Genomic DNA, 18,203 nt, shown 5'->3' with positions numbered 1-18,203 from the left:
TTTTCTTAAATTAAAAAAATACTATCGTTCCCGCGCTCCGGCGTCACTGCCATTAAGTTAAGGAATAAGACCATAAAATCATTATGTTGTAGATTTTAAAAATCCCCCTCAATCCCCCTTTTTCAAAGGGGGAAGACCGTTTCCTTACAATATCAGCGAAAAAGTCAGTAATTCCCCTCTTTGAAAAAGGGGGGCTAGGGGTGGAAGGCAACACCTCCGCTGATTTCAATTCCCAGTCAGTAATTCCCCTCTTTGAAAAAGGGGGCTAGGGGGGATTTATCAACATAACTATCTGCTTTATTTGCATGTTTTCTTAACTTAATGGCAGTGGTGCTCCGGCGTGGGAATGCAGCCAGAGACGCTCTGCGTCCCGTGACGCTGGAGCGTCACATCCGGCATTCCCACGCCGGAGCGCGGGAACGATTTGGATAAAACTAACCGCCACATCCGGGCTTGCCCTCGCGCACATCGGCGACGCTACAATCGCCGTAACCGACCACATCGGCACTGATCATGCTGGCTGCGGATTTTTTCTTGTCGTTGTCGCTATTTTGGGATTCCTGGCCCTCATTTGCCTGCGTCGCCTGTTTGGCGGCACTGGCGGCGGCACCCGCCGCTCCTGATGGCACGACAGGCGTGGTCACGGCAGTCGGCACACCGACCGAACCGCCGGATGATGAGATATTGTTAGCGCCGAGCACAATGGGCGCCGAGATAAACAGTTTCCCGCCGCTGATGCCCGCTTCCCCTGCATCAATAACCCCCACGGGTGCGGCGAGATAAACATTGCCTTCGACTGTAGGGATGCCACCACTAAAGGGTGGTCTATGGACAGAGGTAGAGTAATGCAGGGAGCAATTACCGGGTTTTTGGTTTTTGTCTTGCGGGTTGATGGTCTGGATGCCGCTACCCGACACTATCGGCGGAAATATCGTGATGATATTGCCTTTGGAATCCACGCTGGTGATCGGCGCTGGCGCGGAAATGGCGGATTTCGCGCCTTTACCTGCGTCGATATTGCCTTTGGATGACCAGATGGCAATGTCGCCGCCGCCCATCGTGAAGACACGGGATTGGTTGACATTGAAATCGCCCAGGCTGATGGCGTTCACGTCACCTGATTGTTGGGCGACGATACCCAGTTCGTCCGCGCCTTTGGAAATGCCACCGACTTTTCCGGCCAGGCCGACATTGACGCCGCCGCCCGGCACGGCCAGATTAATGCCGCCGCCCGCCAGGGTTTTGATTTGGCTGAACACTAGCGACAAATCGCCTTGGTATTTGCTACCCGGAAACAGCGTGGCAATCGCATCAAAGCCTTGTTGATATAAAGCCTTGCGTTGGGATTCCGGTGCGGCGGCTGCGGCGGCTGCGGATTGTTTGATTTCATTGAACAAGGCGCTTAGCAAGAACTGCTGCTTAACCGCATCGGGCAGGCTTTGCAAAAAGAATAGTTTGGATTCAGGCGGCAAACCGGCCAGCGCGTCATTGCCGTTATCGTCGATCAGCTTCAGTTTATTCAGATAGCCACTGCCGATAGCAAAATATTTGTTGATAAATCCTGCGTAATCCACGGGGCCGGAAATGCCCGTCAACACGTCGATGCCCGCGCCGCCCGCCGCCGACAACGCCGCGTTTTTGGTGTTGCCGATGGTGTTGACGCCATTTGATCCGCCCAGGCTGATGTTGCGGCCCGCCTGGATTTGCAATTGCCCGGGCCCTCCCAGTTCAATTTGTTTGTCATTGGCTTGCACGATGCCGTCGCCGTCGATTAAGGCGTCGAAGCGGAGGTTGCGTCCGGCCCTGACTTGGGTAATGTCACCCGAAGACAAATTCTGCCCGGACAAACTCAGGTTGTTGATGTCCCGCCCGGCGATAAATTCAGCCGCTTGGGGTAGGTAAAAGGTCACTTCGGAGTTGGATGCAAAGCTGATGTCGCCCAGTTGGGCGATGATCGTTGGTCTGGACGCATCGCCGCTGTGGATGGGTGTCGCCGCATGGATGAGCGTGGCATCGGGTGTCGAGGGGTCTAGCCGTTCCCTGGCCCTGATCAGGCCGTCGCTCAGGCTGCCTTCTAGCTGTTGCGCGGGCGTATCCACGCCGGGCAGGAACGACGGGTCGGCATCGGACATATTGATGTTGATCAACTGCGCCGCATCGCTGTCGGTGCTTACGTTGCGGCCTGCGAGCAGCAACAATTCGCCTTGCGCCGATGGCATCAAGGTCATGGAATGGTTGATGCGGACATCGCCGGACAAGGCTTCCGCGTAGAGGCTTCCTGGATAAACGGCATACTCGAAGCCCGATGAGCTGCTGATGTCGATATTTTTTGCCAGCCTGAGCGCATCAACATCATTGTCCAGCACGATATTGCCGGCGGTGGCGGCAAGATTGACCGCGCTGGAGCTGTTGTAAGTGAAAAACCTCGAATCGCCACCCGCGGCTTGCGGCAATAAGTTGTTTTGTTTCAGCACGGTGGGGTTGAACACCGAGGCGATAATGACATTCTGGCGTGCTTGGATAGTAAAGCTGCCATCGCCCAATTCCAGAATGGCGCCGAGCTGGTTTGACGAACGCGCCACACTGCCGCCTGCATTCAAATTGCCTGTGCCGCGTCCAAGGTAATATTCGCCACCGACGATGTCGTTGCCTGCCGTGATGTGCAAATCACCGCCACCGTTAATGACCGTACCCGTCTGCGCCCATTGGTTGGTCGCATCGCCCAACTTGCCGAACGGCTTGCCCGTGGTCGGCAACATCACGGACAGGTTACGCACATCGCCGCCTGCATCAACCGTAACATCACCACCGCCCAGGGTCCCCACGTTCAAGTTGAATGTATGTTTGCCCTTGGAGGAAATATCGTTGACGGCATCCGTGCGGTCGCCGCTGATATTGATGCCCCAGGCGGTGGGGCGGTTGTTTTCGTCGATGACACCGCTACGCACCAGCCAGTCGCTGATTTCTTGCCCGGTATTGATGCCGCTGATATTGCCGCCTGCGTTCAGGCTGATGGAACCGCCTTGGGTGGGGTATTCGGCAATCGCAAACACCAAACCTAAGCGGGTTTCGTCAAAATAGCCGTAGCGCAGCAGCGTATTCATTTGTGCCGGATCCAGACGGTTCAGATAATCCGCATCGCTCTCGCCCGCCCCTTTTGCCGGAACACCCGGCACCGCGCCGCCCAGTAATTGTCCACGGGTGTATTCGGCGGGCCTGCCCATCGTATAAACGGCGGCGGAGGCGGTGGCATCGCCGGGGTTGCCGACAAATTGAATATCGTCGCCTGCGTTGATGCCGATGCTGCCCGTACCCGTCCTGACCATCACCTGGGCACTGACTTTTTCGCCCGTTCCGAAAGGGTCGGGCGCAAGATAGCTATTCGCCAGATTGACATCGCCGCCAGCGATCAGGTTATAACTCCACGAGCGTCCGCCTTGCAGCAAATCTTGCAATTTGGTCGATGATTGGCCGGGGATAAACGCGGTTGCGAAGGCGTCGGTCAAGGTGGCGTTGATGTTCAAATCACCTTCAGATCGTAGCGTCAGGAAGCCCGGCAAAGTTTTGCCGCCTTGGGCATCGGCATAACGCCAGCCCAGTAAATCCCATGAGTTTGCCAAGGTCAATTTGTCGGTGCCGCGAATTTCAAGCCCTGGCAATAAATTGATGGTTGCACCGGAAAAGTTCGCCAAGATCGGCGCGGCATCCATAAAATGGCGGGTGTCTTTTTGCCAGGCGTTGATAGTGGCGGTTTTGATGACCGATTGCCCATCGTAGACGCGGGTGGCTTCCAATGCCGTGCGCTGGGCATCGGCCCCGGTGATGCGGGTATGGATGCCGGTGGCATTGACGGTGTGCAACGCGTCGTCACGTCCGGTACGCAGATGCACCGCACCGCCCGCGCTACCTTCAGAATCCTGTAACCTGCCACCGGACACATCAATCACGCCGCCCGTTTGTGACAAATCCAGCAAGCCGCTGCCGGTGTCGTCGCGGTGGACGGTATCCAGCGTGACACTGCCGCCATCGGCTCCCGCCGTGCTTGCCGTGGCGATGATTTTGCCGGATGCGCCCACAGTAATGCCGTTGCGTCCGTATATCGACACTTCACCCGCTTTGTTGCCGCTGGCGTTGATGGTTCCGGCTAGCGTGACCTTGCCCTGGTCGGCGAGCAATTCAAATTGGCGGGCGGTGACGGTGTCGGTCGCGGCTATCGTTACATCGCCGCTGTGCTGTTCTAAGCTTACTGTTTCGGTGAAACCCGCCGCCGCCAGTTTGTTGTTGAGCGTGGAAAAACCGCCAGAGCCGAAACTATCCGCATCTAGTTTGAATTGGCCTTGCTTCAATAGCGTATTGGCTTGGGCGTTAGCCAATGCGGTAATGCCGCCGTCCCAATTGAATTGGCCTTTAGGGACGTGGATGGTCAATGCACCTGCATCACTGGTTTGTTGATGGTTATAAATAGCCCCCGCCAGATTGATGCCGGCACCGGAAGCAAGCGTGATATTGCCTAGCTCCGCCGACAGTGACACGCTGCCCGCTAGCGAGGCTGTCAATAGCTCGGCAAATTGAAGGCTGCGGCCTGAAACATCAATACGGGAACCGTTGTTTAAGGCAAGGTCGCCTTTCAAGGCCGTCAATTTGAGTAGGCCGGAAGGCAGATCAAAACGTCCGGTGCTGCTGATGGCATCGCCTTGGATAGTCCAGCTTGCGCCCAAGCCGCTGGTCCACGATGGGTTTCCGGCATCTGGGGACGTTATCGTCACTTGATGTCCGCTGGCGTCCACGCGGGTGGTCGCGCCTATGTCGCCGATGAAATGACCGGCATTGAGGTTCAAATCGGCGGCGACGCCCAGGTTTCCGGCGGCGGTCAGCGAGCTTTGTCCGGTGGTGGCATCGAGAATTTGTCCCAAACCTTTGATGGCGGTTGCCGCGTTCAGGTTGACTTGCCCAAAGCCGTTGATGGCGTAGTTGCCGCTGTCCAACTGTATCTCGTCGGCGTTGAGCGACAAGATGCCGGTGCCGTTGCCTATGCCGTTAGCTTTTGCATCGGTGTTGGTCAATTTAATGACCTTCGCCGTCAGCGACGCCGTGGCGCCTGCATTGTCAAAGCCTTTGATTTGTGCGGCATCAATGCTGAGCAGGCCGGTATTGACGGCGACACCACCGTAAATGTCCAAATCGCTGGCGCTGGTCAGTTTTAATTCATCCAAGTTGAATTGCGTGGCGGACAGCACTAGGCCGGACGTGCCCAACGGCGTGCCGCCCAGGCTGATTTTGCTGGCTTTCAAGGCCAGCGAGCCGCCCTGCATGGCGATAGAGCCATCGAAAACCGTGTCTTTGGTGGAATCCAGCAACATCGAGTTTTCGGATTTTAATAGTGCGCCCGCTTCAACGATCAGCGTCCCTGTTTTTCCGGTCACGGCCTTGTCGCGGCTAACGTCCGCCTGACCGGATGCGGACACGCGCAACAATGCGCCATCGCTGTTATTTTGGCCTTTATTGGAAACCACGAGATCCGTGCCGTCGTTGCCGGTTTTGCCAGTGCTTTCCACCGTCGCACCGGATTCAAGCTTAAGCTCGTCTTTCGCCGCCAACAGGATTTCTTCGCCTTGCAACAGCACATCGCCTGCGATGCTTAAACTTTGCGACGAGACTGCCACGCGCTGGCCGTTTTGGGTTTTATTGCGCACACCGCCTAGCAACAGGCTAGGGGCGTTCAGTTGGTTGAGATCATCCGCCAACAATCTGACGATGCCGGAATCTCCATTTGTGACATCTTCACGCCGCCCGACGATGGCCAGATGGTCGGCGCTGATGTCAACTTGCCCGCCCCGGCCCTTGCCTGCGGGGGCCGCCAGCAGCTTTGCACCTAAAGACAAGCCCGTTTGTGCGGTGATCGCCAGTGTTCCGGCGTCTTGAGGCAAAGCCGAAACTATCACGCCATCTGAGGCGGCTTTGGCGGTAAAGAAACTATTGGCGAAATAATCGGTGTATTGGGAATAAGTACGCGCAATCGTGCCGGATTCCACGGCAAAACCTTGCCAGCGGGCATTTTTGGTTCCGGCGCTGGCGACGCCATAACGGCCTGCCACGATGGTCGCCCCCGCCAAATCGGTGATGGCGGTGCCGGGCAGCATATCTTGCGTCCCGGCTTTAGGCGTTATCAGGTAAGCACCTGGCAATAGCGCGTAATGCGCGGGCAACAGCGTGTACCAACCCGCCGCCAAATTGGAACCCTTGCCGAGATAAACGCTGTCGCCGACGTTTAGGCCCGATGCGGAAAATTCTTGCGGGTCATAAGGCGTGAGCGCGTTGCGTAGCGTGGGGATGACGGCGAATTTTTGCGTGTAACCTGACGTGTTGGCATCCAGCACATCCGTTGAACCGCCAGGGCCGGTGATAAATTCGTAAGCATACAAATCGCCCCCGCCAGATAAATCAACTTTAGCTCCTGCCTTCAAGTCCACGTTTTTACCGTTCAAGGCCAGGCGTTTTTCTGGCGGGGTGTCGATGACAATATTCGTGCTGCCTGTGCTGTCGAGTGGATACAGCCAGTTCAAGCCATCCGAACCTTGCCCGAACGGGATGGTGAGTCCATTGCCCGAAACGGAAGTCAGGCTGCCCGCCGCCAAGGTCAATTTTTTGTCGGCATTGAAGGTCAATGAACCGAAGGGGGCCTTCACTACGCCTTGCTGGATGATGTTCGGCGCGTTGATCGTCAGTTTGCCGTCCGCCGAATAAACGGGAGCGGGCGAATCTCCGTTTTTGAGGATATTGACAGTTTCATTGCCTTTGCCACCCACGGAAATTTGATAATCCGTCAGCGTCGCCGGATAAATCTGGCTGGCTTTGATGGTCAAGTTCCCCGCCAATTTCAGCTCGCCCAGATAATCCTTGGTGTCCGGTCTCAGGCGGATACCGACCGTGCGGACGTCGCCTAGGCTGGTCAGGTTGGCTTTGTTGAAACCGTTGAAGCTCTGGCCGCCGATTAAATCTATGCCCTTGGCAATGACGCTGAATTTGCCCGTTCCGGTTTTGGCGGCCGGTGTCAATGTCGTTGAAAATTTGCCGTCGCCTAGATCGGTGTCGATACGGCTTAGGCTGGATCCGAGCACTGCGTAGGCGGTGTTAAGGCTAACCTGGCCGCCCTGGGTTTGCAGCGTGGGCGTGTCGAGCACGATTTGCCGCGCCGCAGCCAAATGCACATCGCCTTTAAACTGGATGCTACCTGCATACTTGCCGTTTGCGCCCAGGACATCGGTTTTGAACAGCAACGAATCAAAACCCGCGCTATTGATTTGACTGTCCTTAAAAAAAGCCCGCCCGCTGTATTTGTTTGAGGCGATGCCACCGCCTTGCGCCAAGCCTTTGGGGATGGAGGCTAGTCTATCGTCAGAAATAATAATGGTGCGAGGCAACGCGTCATTGACATCATCGGGGAACAGGCCGCTGGGGATTTTAATTAGCGGTTTGTTGCGCTGGCCCCGGTCCAATTCGACTGATAAGGTGCCGCCCGCCGCGCCGTTGCCGCCCGCCGCTTTCAGGCTTCCGTCAGTGAGCATGCCTTCGCCGGCATTGAAGCGGATAGTCCCGCCAGCCGATGCGATAGTTTTCGAGACGGTCTTAAAATTTGCGCCGGACGGGTCAGGTTGCTGGAAATCCAGGTTTTCCGAGGCGCCGGACACGTCTATGACCGAGCCGCTACGGGTGACGATGTAGCCGCGTTTGGCGTTCAGCGCGATAGTGCCGCCGGACAACACGTCGCCAGTCTTTAAGCCGAGATCGTTCAGTTCGGGTTTGAACACGCCTTTAGCCAATAAACGGCTGGACGAACTGAGCCAGATGCCCTGGGAAGCAAAAAAGCCCTTGTCGCCGCTGGTCGGTGTGTTGATGTTGATGGCGATGTTGCCGCCGGGCGTGTTGATGGCCCCGTCAACAAAAACCGAGGTGTCGGAATTGAGTTCCACTTCTCCTTTTGCATCCGTTTGAATCAGTACGCCTTTGCCGATATTAAGGGCTTCCTTGCGGTTTTGGGCCAACAGTTCGTGAAAAGACAGGGTCAGATTAGCGGGATTACGTTCTGTTTTCGGCAAGGTGACAACGGTGCCGAAGGCTTGCAAATGGCTGCCGGACGCTTGTGTGCTAAGCGATGGACGCAATTCCAGATTCTTTTGTTGGAGCTTGAGCTGTACCTTGTCGGCCACTTTCAGGCCATAGACTGTGGAAGTGAGGCTGTAATCAGCAAAGCCGTTTTGCTGGAAAAAGTCAGGGGCTAATATCAGCGGTGTCGTGCTTGCACCGTCATGTACCGGCGCATCTTTGGCGGCGCCGATGACCACTTCGTTGCTGCTTAGCTGTAAACTGCCGCCGTGGTTTACCGACCATGCCGCCAAGCTGCCATTCAATATCAGGGTGGATGCTTCGCCACCGCTATCGTGGGTAGCGGCGGTCAGTTGGATGCTTCCGCCTTGGCCTGCGGTGATTTGGGATTGGTTGTCCAGCCAAGCACCGCCACTGGCATCAATGCGGCTGCCTTTTTCCAGGCGCAAATCGGCTTGTTCGGCAACCAGTGTGACAGTTCCTCCATCGCTGGCAATCGCGCCCAAGGGATTGCCTTGCTTGCTGTCCAGGACATCATTGGCCCACAGTCCGGCAACATCTATCAGTGCCGAACCGCCCAGCGTGATTTTAGTGGGCAATAGCGTATCGCCCACCGTGACGGGTTTCAGGCTGATGTCGCCAGATGGCGCGATGATTGAGCCTCGTATATTAAAGCCCGTTGCCGCTAAGTTCAGGCTGCCATTAACAGGCAAGTCCAAGCGGACCCCTTTCTGTAAGCTGACCATGCCGTTGGTTTTGATGCTGGCATGGGTGATGCCGGAGCGGTTGAACAAACCGGCGTCCAGGTTTAATGCCGCCACGTCACCGGAGCCGTCCGCGTTTCTTGGCAAGGCATCATTGAAACCGATGTCCAGCCCTTTATTGATCAGGTTCTCGCTTTTGTTGAACACAACATCTTGTTTGCTAAGTAAAAAACCGTTGTTTAAATCAATCGCCAAGCTGCCGCCCGCCGCGCGTTGCCCGCTTGTCCTTTGCAGGGTTCCGGCGATGGTGGAACCGTCCAGCGTACCGTTCAACGAGGTTTCGTAAGCGGCGATAGTCAAGGCGCCGCCCGCTTTGCCTTCGATATAAGCGGATTCAAAACGCCTGGTTCCGAGACCCGGGATCGTCCACGTTTCGGTCACGCCCCATTTCGGATGGCTATCGGACACCAAGCCCAGGATGCTGTCGTAATGGCGGTTGGCATCGGCGGCGGAAATGTCATAAATCCGTCCGTCGGCAAGCAGCTTGGTGGTTTCGATGTAGCCGTCCTGGTACGCCACCGAGCCACCGGAAAAATCAATCTTGCTGCCCGATTGGGTGATGGCATCGCCGCTGGATTTAAGGCTTACCGTGCCGCCGCTGGTGCTGCGTTCGTCGATATTGCGGGCGATACGCTCCACCGCGCCTTTGATGTCGGCGACGGGGATGGTGGCGGAAACCAGTTTGCCGTCGGCATCGTACTTTACGCTGGCGTCACGGATATCCACATTGACTTTTTTGCCGTAAAGCACGCCGTCGCGTTGCAAGGGTGCGTCCCGCAGCTCATTTTTACGAAATTCCACGGTCAGGACATTGCGTTCCATCGCCACTTTCACGTCTTTAACGCCGGACGCATCGACCACGCTGCCCGATTCCAGAAAAATCCGTGCATTGCCTTTGACGCTGCTGTCAGTCGGGTCATCCACGGCGGTGATGCCAATATTTCCTGATTTTGCCTGTACCGTGGATTGGTTGTGCAGATAAACGTCATGCCCGCTGATTTCTATGTTTGAGCGGTTTTGTGCCTGGGCGTCTATCGCCGTGGCGGATTTGTCGGCATCCAAATCCACGCTGGTCACACTGCCGCTAGCCAGATGCACGGTGGCTTTAGTGCCCAGGCCGTCATCAAGGGCTGTCGTCCTGACGGTGGATTTGGGCAGCAGCTTGCCGCCGGTGCCGGATGGGTCTTGTATGCCTTCGCGGGCGAGCAGCCTGACCGAGCCGTTGAGGTTGACCGAGGTGGTCGCCGAAACCTTGCCTTGTTGGTTGACGGCAAAACCCATCAGGCTGGCGTTGCCGCGCTCCGCCAAGATTTTTCCCGTGTTAGTGGCTACACCGCCCGTGCCGACTTCGACCAGCAGGCCGCGTATGTCCGAATCACCGCCCGCTTCCTGCAAATATACCTTGTCCTTAGCCGCCACGAGCAGGGTTTGCCCGTCGGGCGTTTCTATGGTTCCGGCGTTGTTGACCACGGGCGCGGCGATAATGACGCGGCCGCCAGAGGCATTGGTTTTGATCTTTGCGCCTTGCTCGATAAATATCTGGATCTTGATTTTTTGCCCGTTCTGGTCGTGAACCAAGTTGCCTTGCTTGTCTTTGAGATAGACTTCGCCATTGCCTTGTAGCGCGGCCTCGCCGTTATCCTCGAAGGCTTTGGTCAGGCCTTTTTGAAAGGCGGTTTCGCTGATGCCCAAGGTGGTGGCGACTAGCGAGTTGACATTGATTTGCGCATTCTGGCCGAACACAAAGCCGTTTTGGTTGACCAGATAAACTTGGCCGTTGGCGGTCAAGGAACCCATGATGCGGCTGGCATCGGCCTGGTGGATGTTGTTCAGGGCCACCGAGGTGGAGCTTGGTTGGTCGAAACGGACGCTATTGCCCGCGTCGATATTAAAGCTTTGCCAGTCTATGCTGGCCTTGTCGGTGGTTTGCTTGATGGTCATCGCGTTGCCGGACACCGCTGCCGCCGCGTGGCCTTGGGCGGCAATATCGACGGGGGTGTTGGACAGCGTGACCGGGGTGGATGGCACGGGCAGTTCGGCATAAGCGGGCGGCAGCCCACCGCCGATTGCCAAACCGCTGGCGATTAGGGCGCGGATGGCTAAAACTAATGGCTTGGTTTGGAAGCCACGGTCACTGTCCGTCGTTGTGAAAAACGTTTTCTTATTCATGGCAATGCCCTAAAACTCATACGCCAGGCGGAAATCCACCCGTTGGTTACCGACATCAACCGTGCCTTGTTTTTCCAAAGGGTAAGCCCAGTCAAATTCGCCCAGCCAATGTTTGAAGAATTGCAAGCGCAAACCAGCACCCGTTCCGGCTAACAGGTAATAATCAGGGTTAGGCGCGATGGCATGTTCTATCCACAAATAGGCGTAATCGAAAAAGACATGCAGACGCAGGTTCTGCGCGAAATCCCAGTTTTGCTTTAGCATCGGGCTTTGCAGTTCCACGGACAAATTGACGCCGTCATCGCCGAGTTGTTGGGTTTGGAAATAGCCGCGCACGCTTTGCGGGCCGCCAGCGGCGAACTGTTCGTTGCTGATCAGCGGCGTGTTGGTGATCTGCCCGGAAGCGCGGGCCGCCAAGCGCATGTCCCTGGGCAGTTCGCGCAGGTGTTTGAGTTCGGAAGTGAGGTAAGCAAACCCCGCTTTGGCTTTGAAGCGGCGGTTTTCAAATTCCTGTTGGTCGTTGCCTAGCCCGTCCAGCGAGAAATGCAGCGCGGAACTGAGCGAGGTGGACACGCCCGGATAACGCCAAGCCGCGTCATAGCCGATTAAAAAAGGGAAGTAGCTGATGGGTGAAGTTTGTTGGTCTTGGCCTTGTTGGGTGACACCTTGGTTAAAGCTTTTGTAGTCAAAGCCGAAGCTCAAGCTGTGGGTGTACGCGTTGAGTCCAGACAAGGGCTTGATCAAACGCGCACCATAAATCGCCCCGGTCCCGACCACCGACAAGCTGCCGATACTCGCGCCCAGTTGGGTGTTGGAGCTGATGCCGATGCCGTACATCGCCAGGCGGGTGTCGGCCCACCCTGTGGGCAACACATAAGTGCCTGACCAGACATCCACCTCGTCAGCATTTTCCGGCGACACTTGGTATGACAGCGACGCGCTGTGGAAGCTTTGCCAGAGATTGTCGTAACGCAGGGAGCCGATCAAACGGGAACGGGAGGTATGTTCCGAGTTGCGCCCGTTCATCTCCAAACTGCCGTGCAAGGGCAGGGTGTCTTTGACGCGCAGTTCCACTTCGGTTTTCCCCGGCGTTGAACCGGCCCGGAAAATCGGCGTGACTTGGCGGTCAGCCGACTCCTTGCCCAATTCGGCGACTTGTTCCTGCACTTTTGGCATGTACGGCACCTGGCCCGCCGCCAGCGCGGGGACTTTGTCCCTGATTTTGCCGAGGAAAAAATACCGTGAACCGGTGACTTTCAAACGCTCGACCGCACCTTCGACGATACGCAGGCGCACCAGGCCGTCCACGACATCTTGTTCGGGTATGTCCACCAGCACGGTCGGATAACCTTTTTCCTTGTAAACGGCTTCCAGGGTTTGCCGGGCTTTTTCCACGTCATCGACGGTTTTGCCCGGCCCCATAAACGGATACAGGGTTTTTTCCACCAACTGCCGGTCCAGCACGGTGTTGCCATCGACCTGCATTTCCAGCATGTCGAATTTTGGCAGGGCTTCAGGGGATTGTGCCGTTGTGCTGTTTGGCGGATTTTCCGCCCATGTATAAGGCGAAAAAAGCAACGCGCTGGTGCTTATCAATGCGTATCGTACTAATTGCTTCATAAGACCAGAATACTTATTGGCTATTTTTCAATAAAAATGTCAAGAGGTTTGTGCGGTGGGATTGCTTATCGTGTGTTGATATGTAAGCATAAAAGCAAATAATATGCCATTATGTATTTAATTGATTTTATTAGCTATTGCTTTAAAGAGCTGGCGTAAACGTGTTGCTGTATCAACAGTTGATGTTGATTTCATGTTGATGCAGCAACAGTTTGGGGCTTATTTCATCTGGACTACAAGGCCGCCAGTTGCATTTGAATCGGCGACCGGGACGATTTCCGTGTGCACCCCATTATTTTTGTGCGTGAAAGGCACGACCGGATTGGCGGGGTTGAACGGAAGGCTTGCCTTGAAGCCGCGCGGGTCGGCGGTCGTTGCAAAGGCACCGGTTTTGCCCCAGGCCTGGGTGGTGGTGACCGGGCCAATTATCACCGGACTGCCCAAATTGTCCGCCAGGGTTTTCAGCACTTTGGTTCTAAGCGCCCATTTGGGATCGGATGCTTTGTTCGTCCGGTAAAGTACGACGCCTTCCGCCCAGTAAGTGTAGGTTCCTGCCGCTACATTTTCCAGGGTGGGTGCGTAGCCGTCAATCTTGATGTAACGCCAAGGATCACCACCCGTACCAGCAGCGGTAACGGCATTATTCCGGTCGCCGGTATTGAGGGCAATGCCCCAGCGTTTGGCAGGCTTCAAGCCATCAAGGACATTGTTAAAGCCCAGTACATTGGTGCCGTTTTGCCAGTCTTTGAGCAAAGTCCCGGTGTCGGAAACAATGATCGGTTGCTTGACGATAGGCAATGCAGCATCTTCATCGACGGCATTGTCGGCGGTTTTAGATGCCGGTTTAAACGCGTTTTTCGTGCCTGGGTAATTCATGAACACCGAGTAGGCAATCACGCTGGTTGCCGCGCCGTTATTGCGTAAACCCAGTGCCACTGGCGTCAGGTTTTTGCCGGTGGTCGATTCTTTGTACGGCGCCACCACGCCGGCAGAAGCCAAAATGCCGGGGTCCAGCAAACTTTTCACTTTGTTGCCGTCCGTTTTATCGACTATTTTGATTTGATCCCAAGCACCGATTTTGCCCGACAACAAGGAGGCGACCATAAAGCGGTTGAGGTTCGGCATACCCGCTTCGCTGTAGTTGCCGATAACCGTGCTGCTTGGCAAGGAGCCCGCGCGTTTTTGGGCGGCTTGCAACACTTTATATAAATCCAGCGTCACGGCGACACCATAAACCAGTCCGCCCGTCGGTATGATCGTAAAAGGATTGCTGCCAGTCGTTGGTATTTGGGTCGTGTTCAAGGGCCAGCCAGGTTCAGGCAAGCCTGTCATCAGTTCGTTTTGTTGGTCTGGATAATTCTCCGTACCCGGCTTTAACAATATGAAAGGGTCAACTGCAATGGAACCGCCATCAGAAATCCGTTTGATGAGGTATTTGCTGGCATTGGTGGCACTGATGGTTTGTTTCCATGTCTTGGCCCCGTCGGCAACCCAAGCTGCCTGGTTTGTGCCTACGATATTGAGATGCTCCAGGGCAATATTGCTGTTTAGCGGGATGACGCCATAGCCCGAGCCTCCGGCAGTGCGCCTGACCAACAGTATTTTCTTGCCGGCAAGCCCGGTGCCCAGATTGGCATTTCCGGTAAAGTAGTGGGCTGTCCAGCGCGAACCTTTGGACAAGGTGACCGGGTCAACATCGTTAAACGTGTCCACGCTGCCCGCCGCCGCCAAAGTATTGGTGACAACCGCAGTATAGGCGTTGTTCAAGGCAACGGCCCCCGAAAGGAAGATGCCGACATCAGGTGTTTTATCCACCCAAGGTGTCAGGGCGTCCGCGCTTTGTGAACCGATGAGCAAGGCAACGGTTGCGGCGAGTGTGTTGAGTTTTTTCATATAAGCCTTCCTTCAAAAGTTAAGACAACCCCGGATTGGGATGTGGTTACAAGCCAGTGAGCGGTAACAGGGCTTGTAATGCAGCTATGATGCCAACTGCATTCGCTATGTATTTGACTATATAAATAAGTATAAGGCAAGCTTTGTGTAAGCTCATAGCCACATGTGTTTTGTTGGAAATACAACAATTGTTATAAATATGACATAAGTCATTGCTACAAAAGGAATTTGTATTTTGTATCTTGCTTTTTTCCGAGCCTGTTTTGAAGTGTTTTAAGTTGACATTTTTGCTGGGGTCGCTATACGATATTACCTCTAGTAAATAACGATTTGGAGCAAAACATGACAACACGAATTTTCCAACAAGTAGTATTAATCTTTATTCTTGCCCTTGGCTTTGCCTCATTGGGCCAAGCAGCACCAAGCTGCCTTGGCGGGCCTTCAACAGGATTTAGATTGGGTGGGGCGGTCAACAACCCTAAATCATTCACACCGGCAATCTTGGCGGGATACCAAACTTCAAAAATGACAGTGACTTATTTTTCCGGTAGTGCCGGATTGGTCACCAAAACCTTCATCGGCGTGCCTTTGTATGACTTGGTTACAGAAGCGGTGATAAAAACCGATTCAACACGTAAAAATGACATGCTCAGAAAATACCTGCTCATCAACGCCACGGATTGTTACCAAGTGATTGTTGCTGTTGCGGAAATCGTGCCTTCGTTTGGTGGCGAACAGGCTATGGTGGCGTTTGCGACAGTTGATGCAACTGGGGCAATAGTACCTTTGGATGATACCGAAGGTGCGGTGAAACTGGTGATGCCTGGTGACAAGGCGGGTGGACGCGACGTGTTCCATCTGAACAACATTGCAGTCCGTTCAGCTCCCTAGCGGCAAAACCTGAAACGCCCGGCCAGCAATATCTGCCGGGCGTTACTTTCAATATCAAAGGAGACCGCATCATGCAATCAACACTTCAGCCGCCTAAAACCCAGCAACATCCGCCAATATCCAGATTGGGGAAAAGGAACCATTGCTTAGGTTGGGCGATGGTTTGGATTATTCCTTTGCTGTTGTTGGATACCGTTGATGCGGCATCGGTCATCGAAAAAGCCATCGAAAACAACACGACCTTCCTCAATCCTTCGGGATTAAGCGCGACGTTCAGCAAGCAAGGCAGCATTGATTTGAACAACGAATTTTTCCAATCCTTGGGAAGCAATGGCAGGGCTTGTTCGACCTGCCATTTGCCTGAAGAGGGATGGAGCATCACCCCCGCAGGTGTACAGCAACGCTTCAATGATACGGGTGGGACTGCGCCGATTTTCCGTACCAATGATGGTAGCAATTCACCTAAAGCGAAAGTTTCGACACTCCAAGCCCGCCGCATTGCCTATAGCTTGTTGCTAAATAAAGGGGTGATTCGGATTGGCCTAAAGGTTCCTGATGAAGCTGAGTTTGAATTGCTTGATATTAGCGACCCTTATGGATTTGCCACGGCAAAAGATATTACCCCGTCATTTGAGCTGTCTTTATTCCGTCGCCCACTTCCGGCAAGCAATTTAAAATTTTTAAGCACCGTTATGTGGGATGGACGCGAGACCGTTTCCGGGCGGTCCATGCGCTATGATTTGGGCAAGCAAGCCAATAACGCCACGACAGGGCACGCGCAGGGATTACCTTTGACTCCTCTGCAACGCCAACATATCGTTGACTTTGAAACCGCCTTGTTTACCGCGCAAGTCTACGATAAAGATGCCAAAGCACTCAATGTCTTGGGCGCGGAAGGCGGGCCGGTCAGCTTATCGAAACAAGGTTTTTGCCCTGGCATCAATGATTTTTTGGGTGACAGCAAAACGGGCTTGCCCAGCGACCCGCTAGTCTTCAATTTGTACGATGTCTGGAATGGTTTGATCGTTACGGCACCGGCTGACATCCGGGCGGCGATAGCCCGTGGGCAACGGCTTTTTAACACCCGGCCTATTGCCATTTCTGGCGTTTCGGGGCTTAACGAGGTGTCGGAACTGGGCAATTTGAGCGTTATCCGTGGTACTTGTAGCACTTGCCATGAATCACCCAATGCAGGCAGCCATTCTGTAGCCCGGTTTTTGAATATCGGCATCAGCGACGAGGTGCGACGCACGGCGGATATGCCGCTTTATACCCTGCGCAATAAAATGACGGCTGAAATGTTAAAAACGACTGATCCGGGCCGTGCCCTCATTACCGGACAATGGCAGGATGTAGGCCGCTTTAAAATCCCGACCCTGCGCGGGCTTGCCGCGCGGGCGCCTTATTTCCATAATGGCATGGCCAAAGAGCTGGGGGATGTCGTGGATTTTTACGACAGACGTTTCCAGCTTGGCCTGGATAATCGGGAACGGCTGGATTTGATTTTGTTTTTGAGGACGCTGTGAAATGGTGCAATAAGTTGGCATTTTTTTGTCGCCCATGCGTCGAGTGGCATGGGCGACACGATGTATGTTACTGAATTGCTGGTTTTGATCAGGCAGCCACGCCAAGAATGACCGCACCCGCTTTAAACGCTGCGGTGGCCGTGCAACCGGGCGTTAAATTCAGGGTTTCGATGCTTTCATTGGTGATGGTCGACGTGATGGAATCGCCGCCGGCCAGCTCAATCACCACTTCCGAATTGACCGCACCTTTTTGGATACGGGACACCGTGCCTTGTAACTGGTTGCGGGCCGAAAGGCGATAACCGCCAAAATCGGTGATGACGATGATATTGGGGGCTTTGACCAAGGCCACGACATCCACGCCCGCTTTAACACCCAGGGATTCAGCCGATTCTTTAGTAATGGAAGAGACGATGCTTTCGCCTCCTTTCAAACCGACCACAACAGTGACATTCACCGCTCCGATAGCGACATCGGTGATTTTGCCAAAAAATTGGTTACGCGCACTTGCTTTCATGATTAACCTCTTAAATAAAAAGACAATATCCTGGTTGTTTGCCAGGCGTTGGTTGATTTGCTCCAGGAAGAGATTATGTTCCGCCTGAATTTCGATAAATAATTGCAGCAAACTTTTTCCGGCGGGTGTCAAGCGTGTGCCGCCTCCCAGTCGCCCGCCAATTGCCGTGGAAACCAATATCTTGGGGGATAAATTATTGGCGCGTTCTATCATTTCCCACGCGCCCTTGTAAGTCAAGCCCACATCCTTGGCGGCTTGGTTGATGGAACCGGATTTGTCAATGGCAGCGAGCAAACGGAACAGCCGCCCGCCTAAACCGCCTATCAAGCGTATGTCGCCTTCCACCAACATCGGTGACAACGGTTTGTTGCTTAAAGACGTCTTTGGGTTGTTCAAAAGCGGGTTGTTCAAAAGGGGCTTGGTCTGCACGAAAAATCCTCGCCTGCGGCTTGGTGAACTAACCCATAGGCAAAATGCTTATGGAGCTTAGGTTATAACCATACTCTGCCAAGTCTTTTTTTTCAAGGATGGAAGAAAATGTAAGCCCTTCGTCAATCGCCGCTAATTCCTGGAAAGGCTTAGGTTGACGCCCGATCCTATTAATTTCGATTGTGGCTTGTTTGGCGATTAACAAATTTATGTAATTAACTATATAACGATTGTCTGGCAAAAAACAAGCTTGGAACACGCAGTCAATGACTTTTGCAACTATACCCTCAA

Annotated in this window: 6 protein-coding genes; 2 read left to right on the top strand and 4 right to left on the bottom strand. The window is 54.3% G+C overall.

Annotated elements, in window-relative coordinates:
* Positions 1 to 434: 434 nt before the first annotated feature.
* The 3 genes from PHH59_RS01215 to PHH59_RS01205 all read right to left on the bottom strand — a co-directional run bounded on the left by PHH59_RS01215 (position 435) and on the right by PHH59_RS01205 (position 14,549).
* The gene (locus PHH59_RS01215; RefSeq protein WP_300009918.1) at positions 435 to 11,036 is read right to left on the bottom strand and encodes a filamentous haemagglutinin family protein; all 10,602 of its coding nucleotides are present in this window, start codon (positions 11,034 to 11,036) and stop codon (positions 435 to 437) included.
* Positions 11,037 to 11,045: 9 nt separating this feature from the next.
* Positions 11,046 to 12,656, bottom strand: a complete 1,611-nt coding sequence (locus PHH59_RS01210; RefSeq protein WP_300009915.1) for a ShlB/FhaC/HecB family hemolysin secretion/activation protein — start codon at positions 12,654 to 12,656, stop codon at positions 11,046 to 11,048.
* 219 nt (positions 12,657 to 12,875) lie between these two features.
* On the bottom strand, positions 12,876 to 14,549 hold the full coding sequence (locus PHH59_RS01205; RefSeq protein WP_300009912.1) for a hypothetical protein: 1,674 nt from the start codon (positions 14,547 to 14,549) through the stop codon (positions 12,876 to 12,878).
* A gap of 342 nt (positions 14,550 to 14,891) precedes the next feature.
* Here PHH59_RS01205 and PHH59_RS01200 point away from each other — a divergent pair, with 342 nt between their 5' ends.
* Together PHH59_RS01200 and PHH59_RS01195 are read left to right on the top strand one after the other, a co-directional pair.
* Positions 14,892 to 15,440, top strand: a complete 549-nt coding sequence (locus tag PHH59_RS01200) for a hypothetical protein (protein WP_300009909.1) — start codon at positions 14,892 to 14,894, stop codon at positions 15,438 to 15,440.
* A gap of 71 nt (positions 15,441 to 15,511) precedes the next feature.
* Positions 15,512 to 16,966, top strand: coding sequence for a hypothetical protein (locus PHH59_RS01195; protein ID WP_300009906.1), 1,455 nt, complete (start codon positions 15,512 to 15,514; stop codon positions 16,964 to 16,966).
* An 88-nt stretch (positions 16,967 to 17,054) separates the two neighbouring features.
* Here the strand turns inward: PHH59_RS01195 and PHH59_RS01190 are convergent, their stop codons facing one another.
* The gene (locus PHH59_RS01190) at positions 17,055 to 17,879 is read right to left on the bottom strand and encodes a TOBE domain-containing protein (RefSeq protein ID WP_300009903.1); all 825 of its coding nucleotides are present in this window, start codon (positions 17,877 to 17,879) and stop codon (positions 17,055 to 17,057) included.
* Between the last annotated feature and the right edge of the window lie 324 nt (positions 17,880 to 18,203).

Source organism: Methylovulum sp. (assembly GCF_028687615.1).
In the GTDB taxonomy this organism is placed as follows: domain Bacteria; phylum Pseudomonadota; class Gammaproteobacteria; order Methylococcales; family Methylomonadaceae; genus Methylovulum.
The sequence above is the reverse complement of the archived record's forward strand: the minus strand, read 5'-3'. Positions and strand labels throughout refer to the sequence as shown.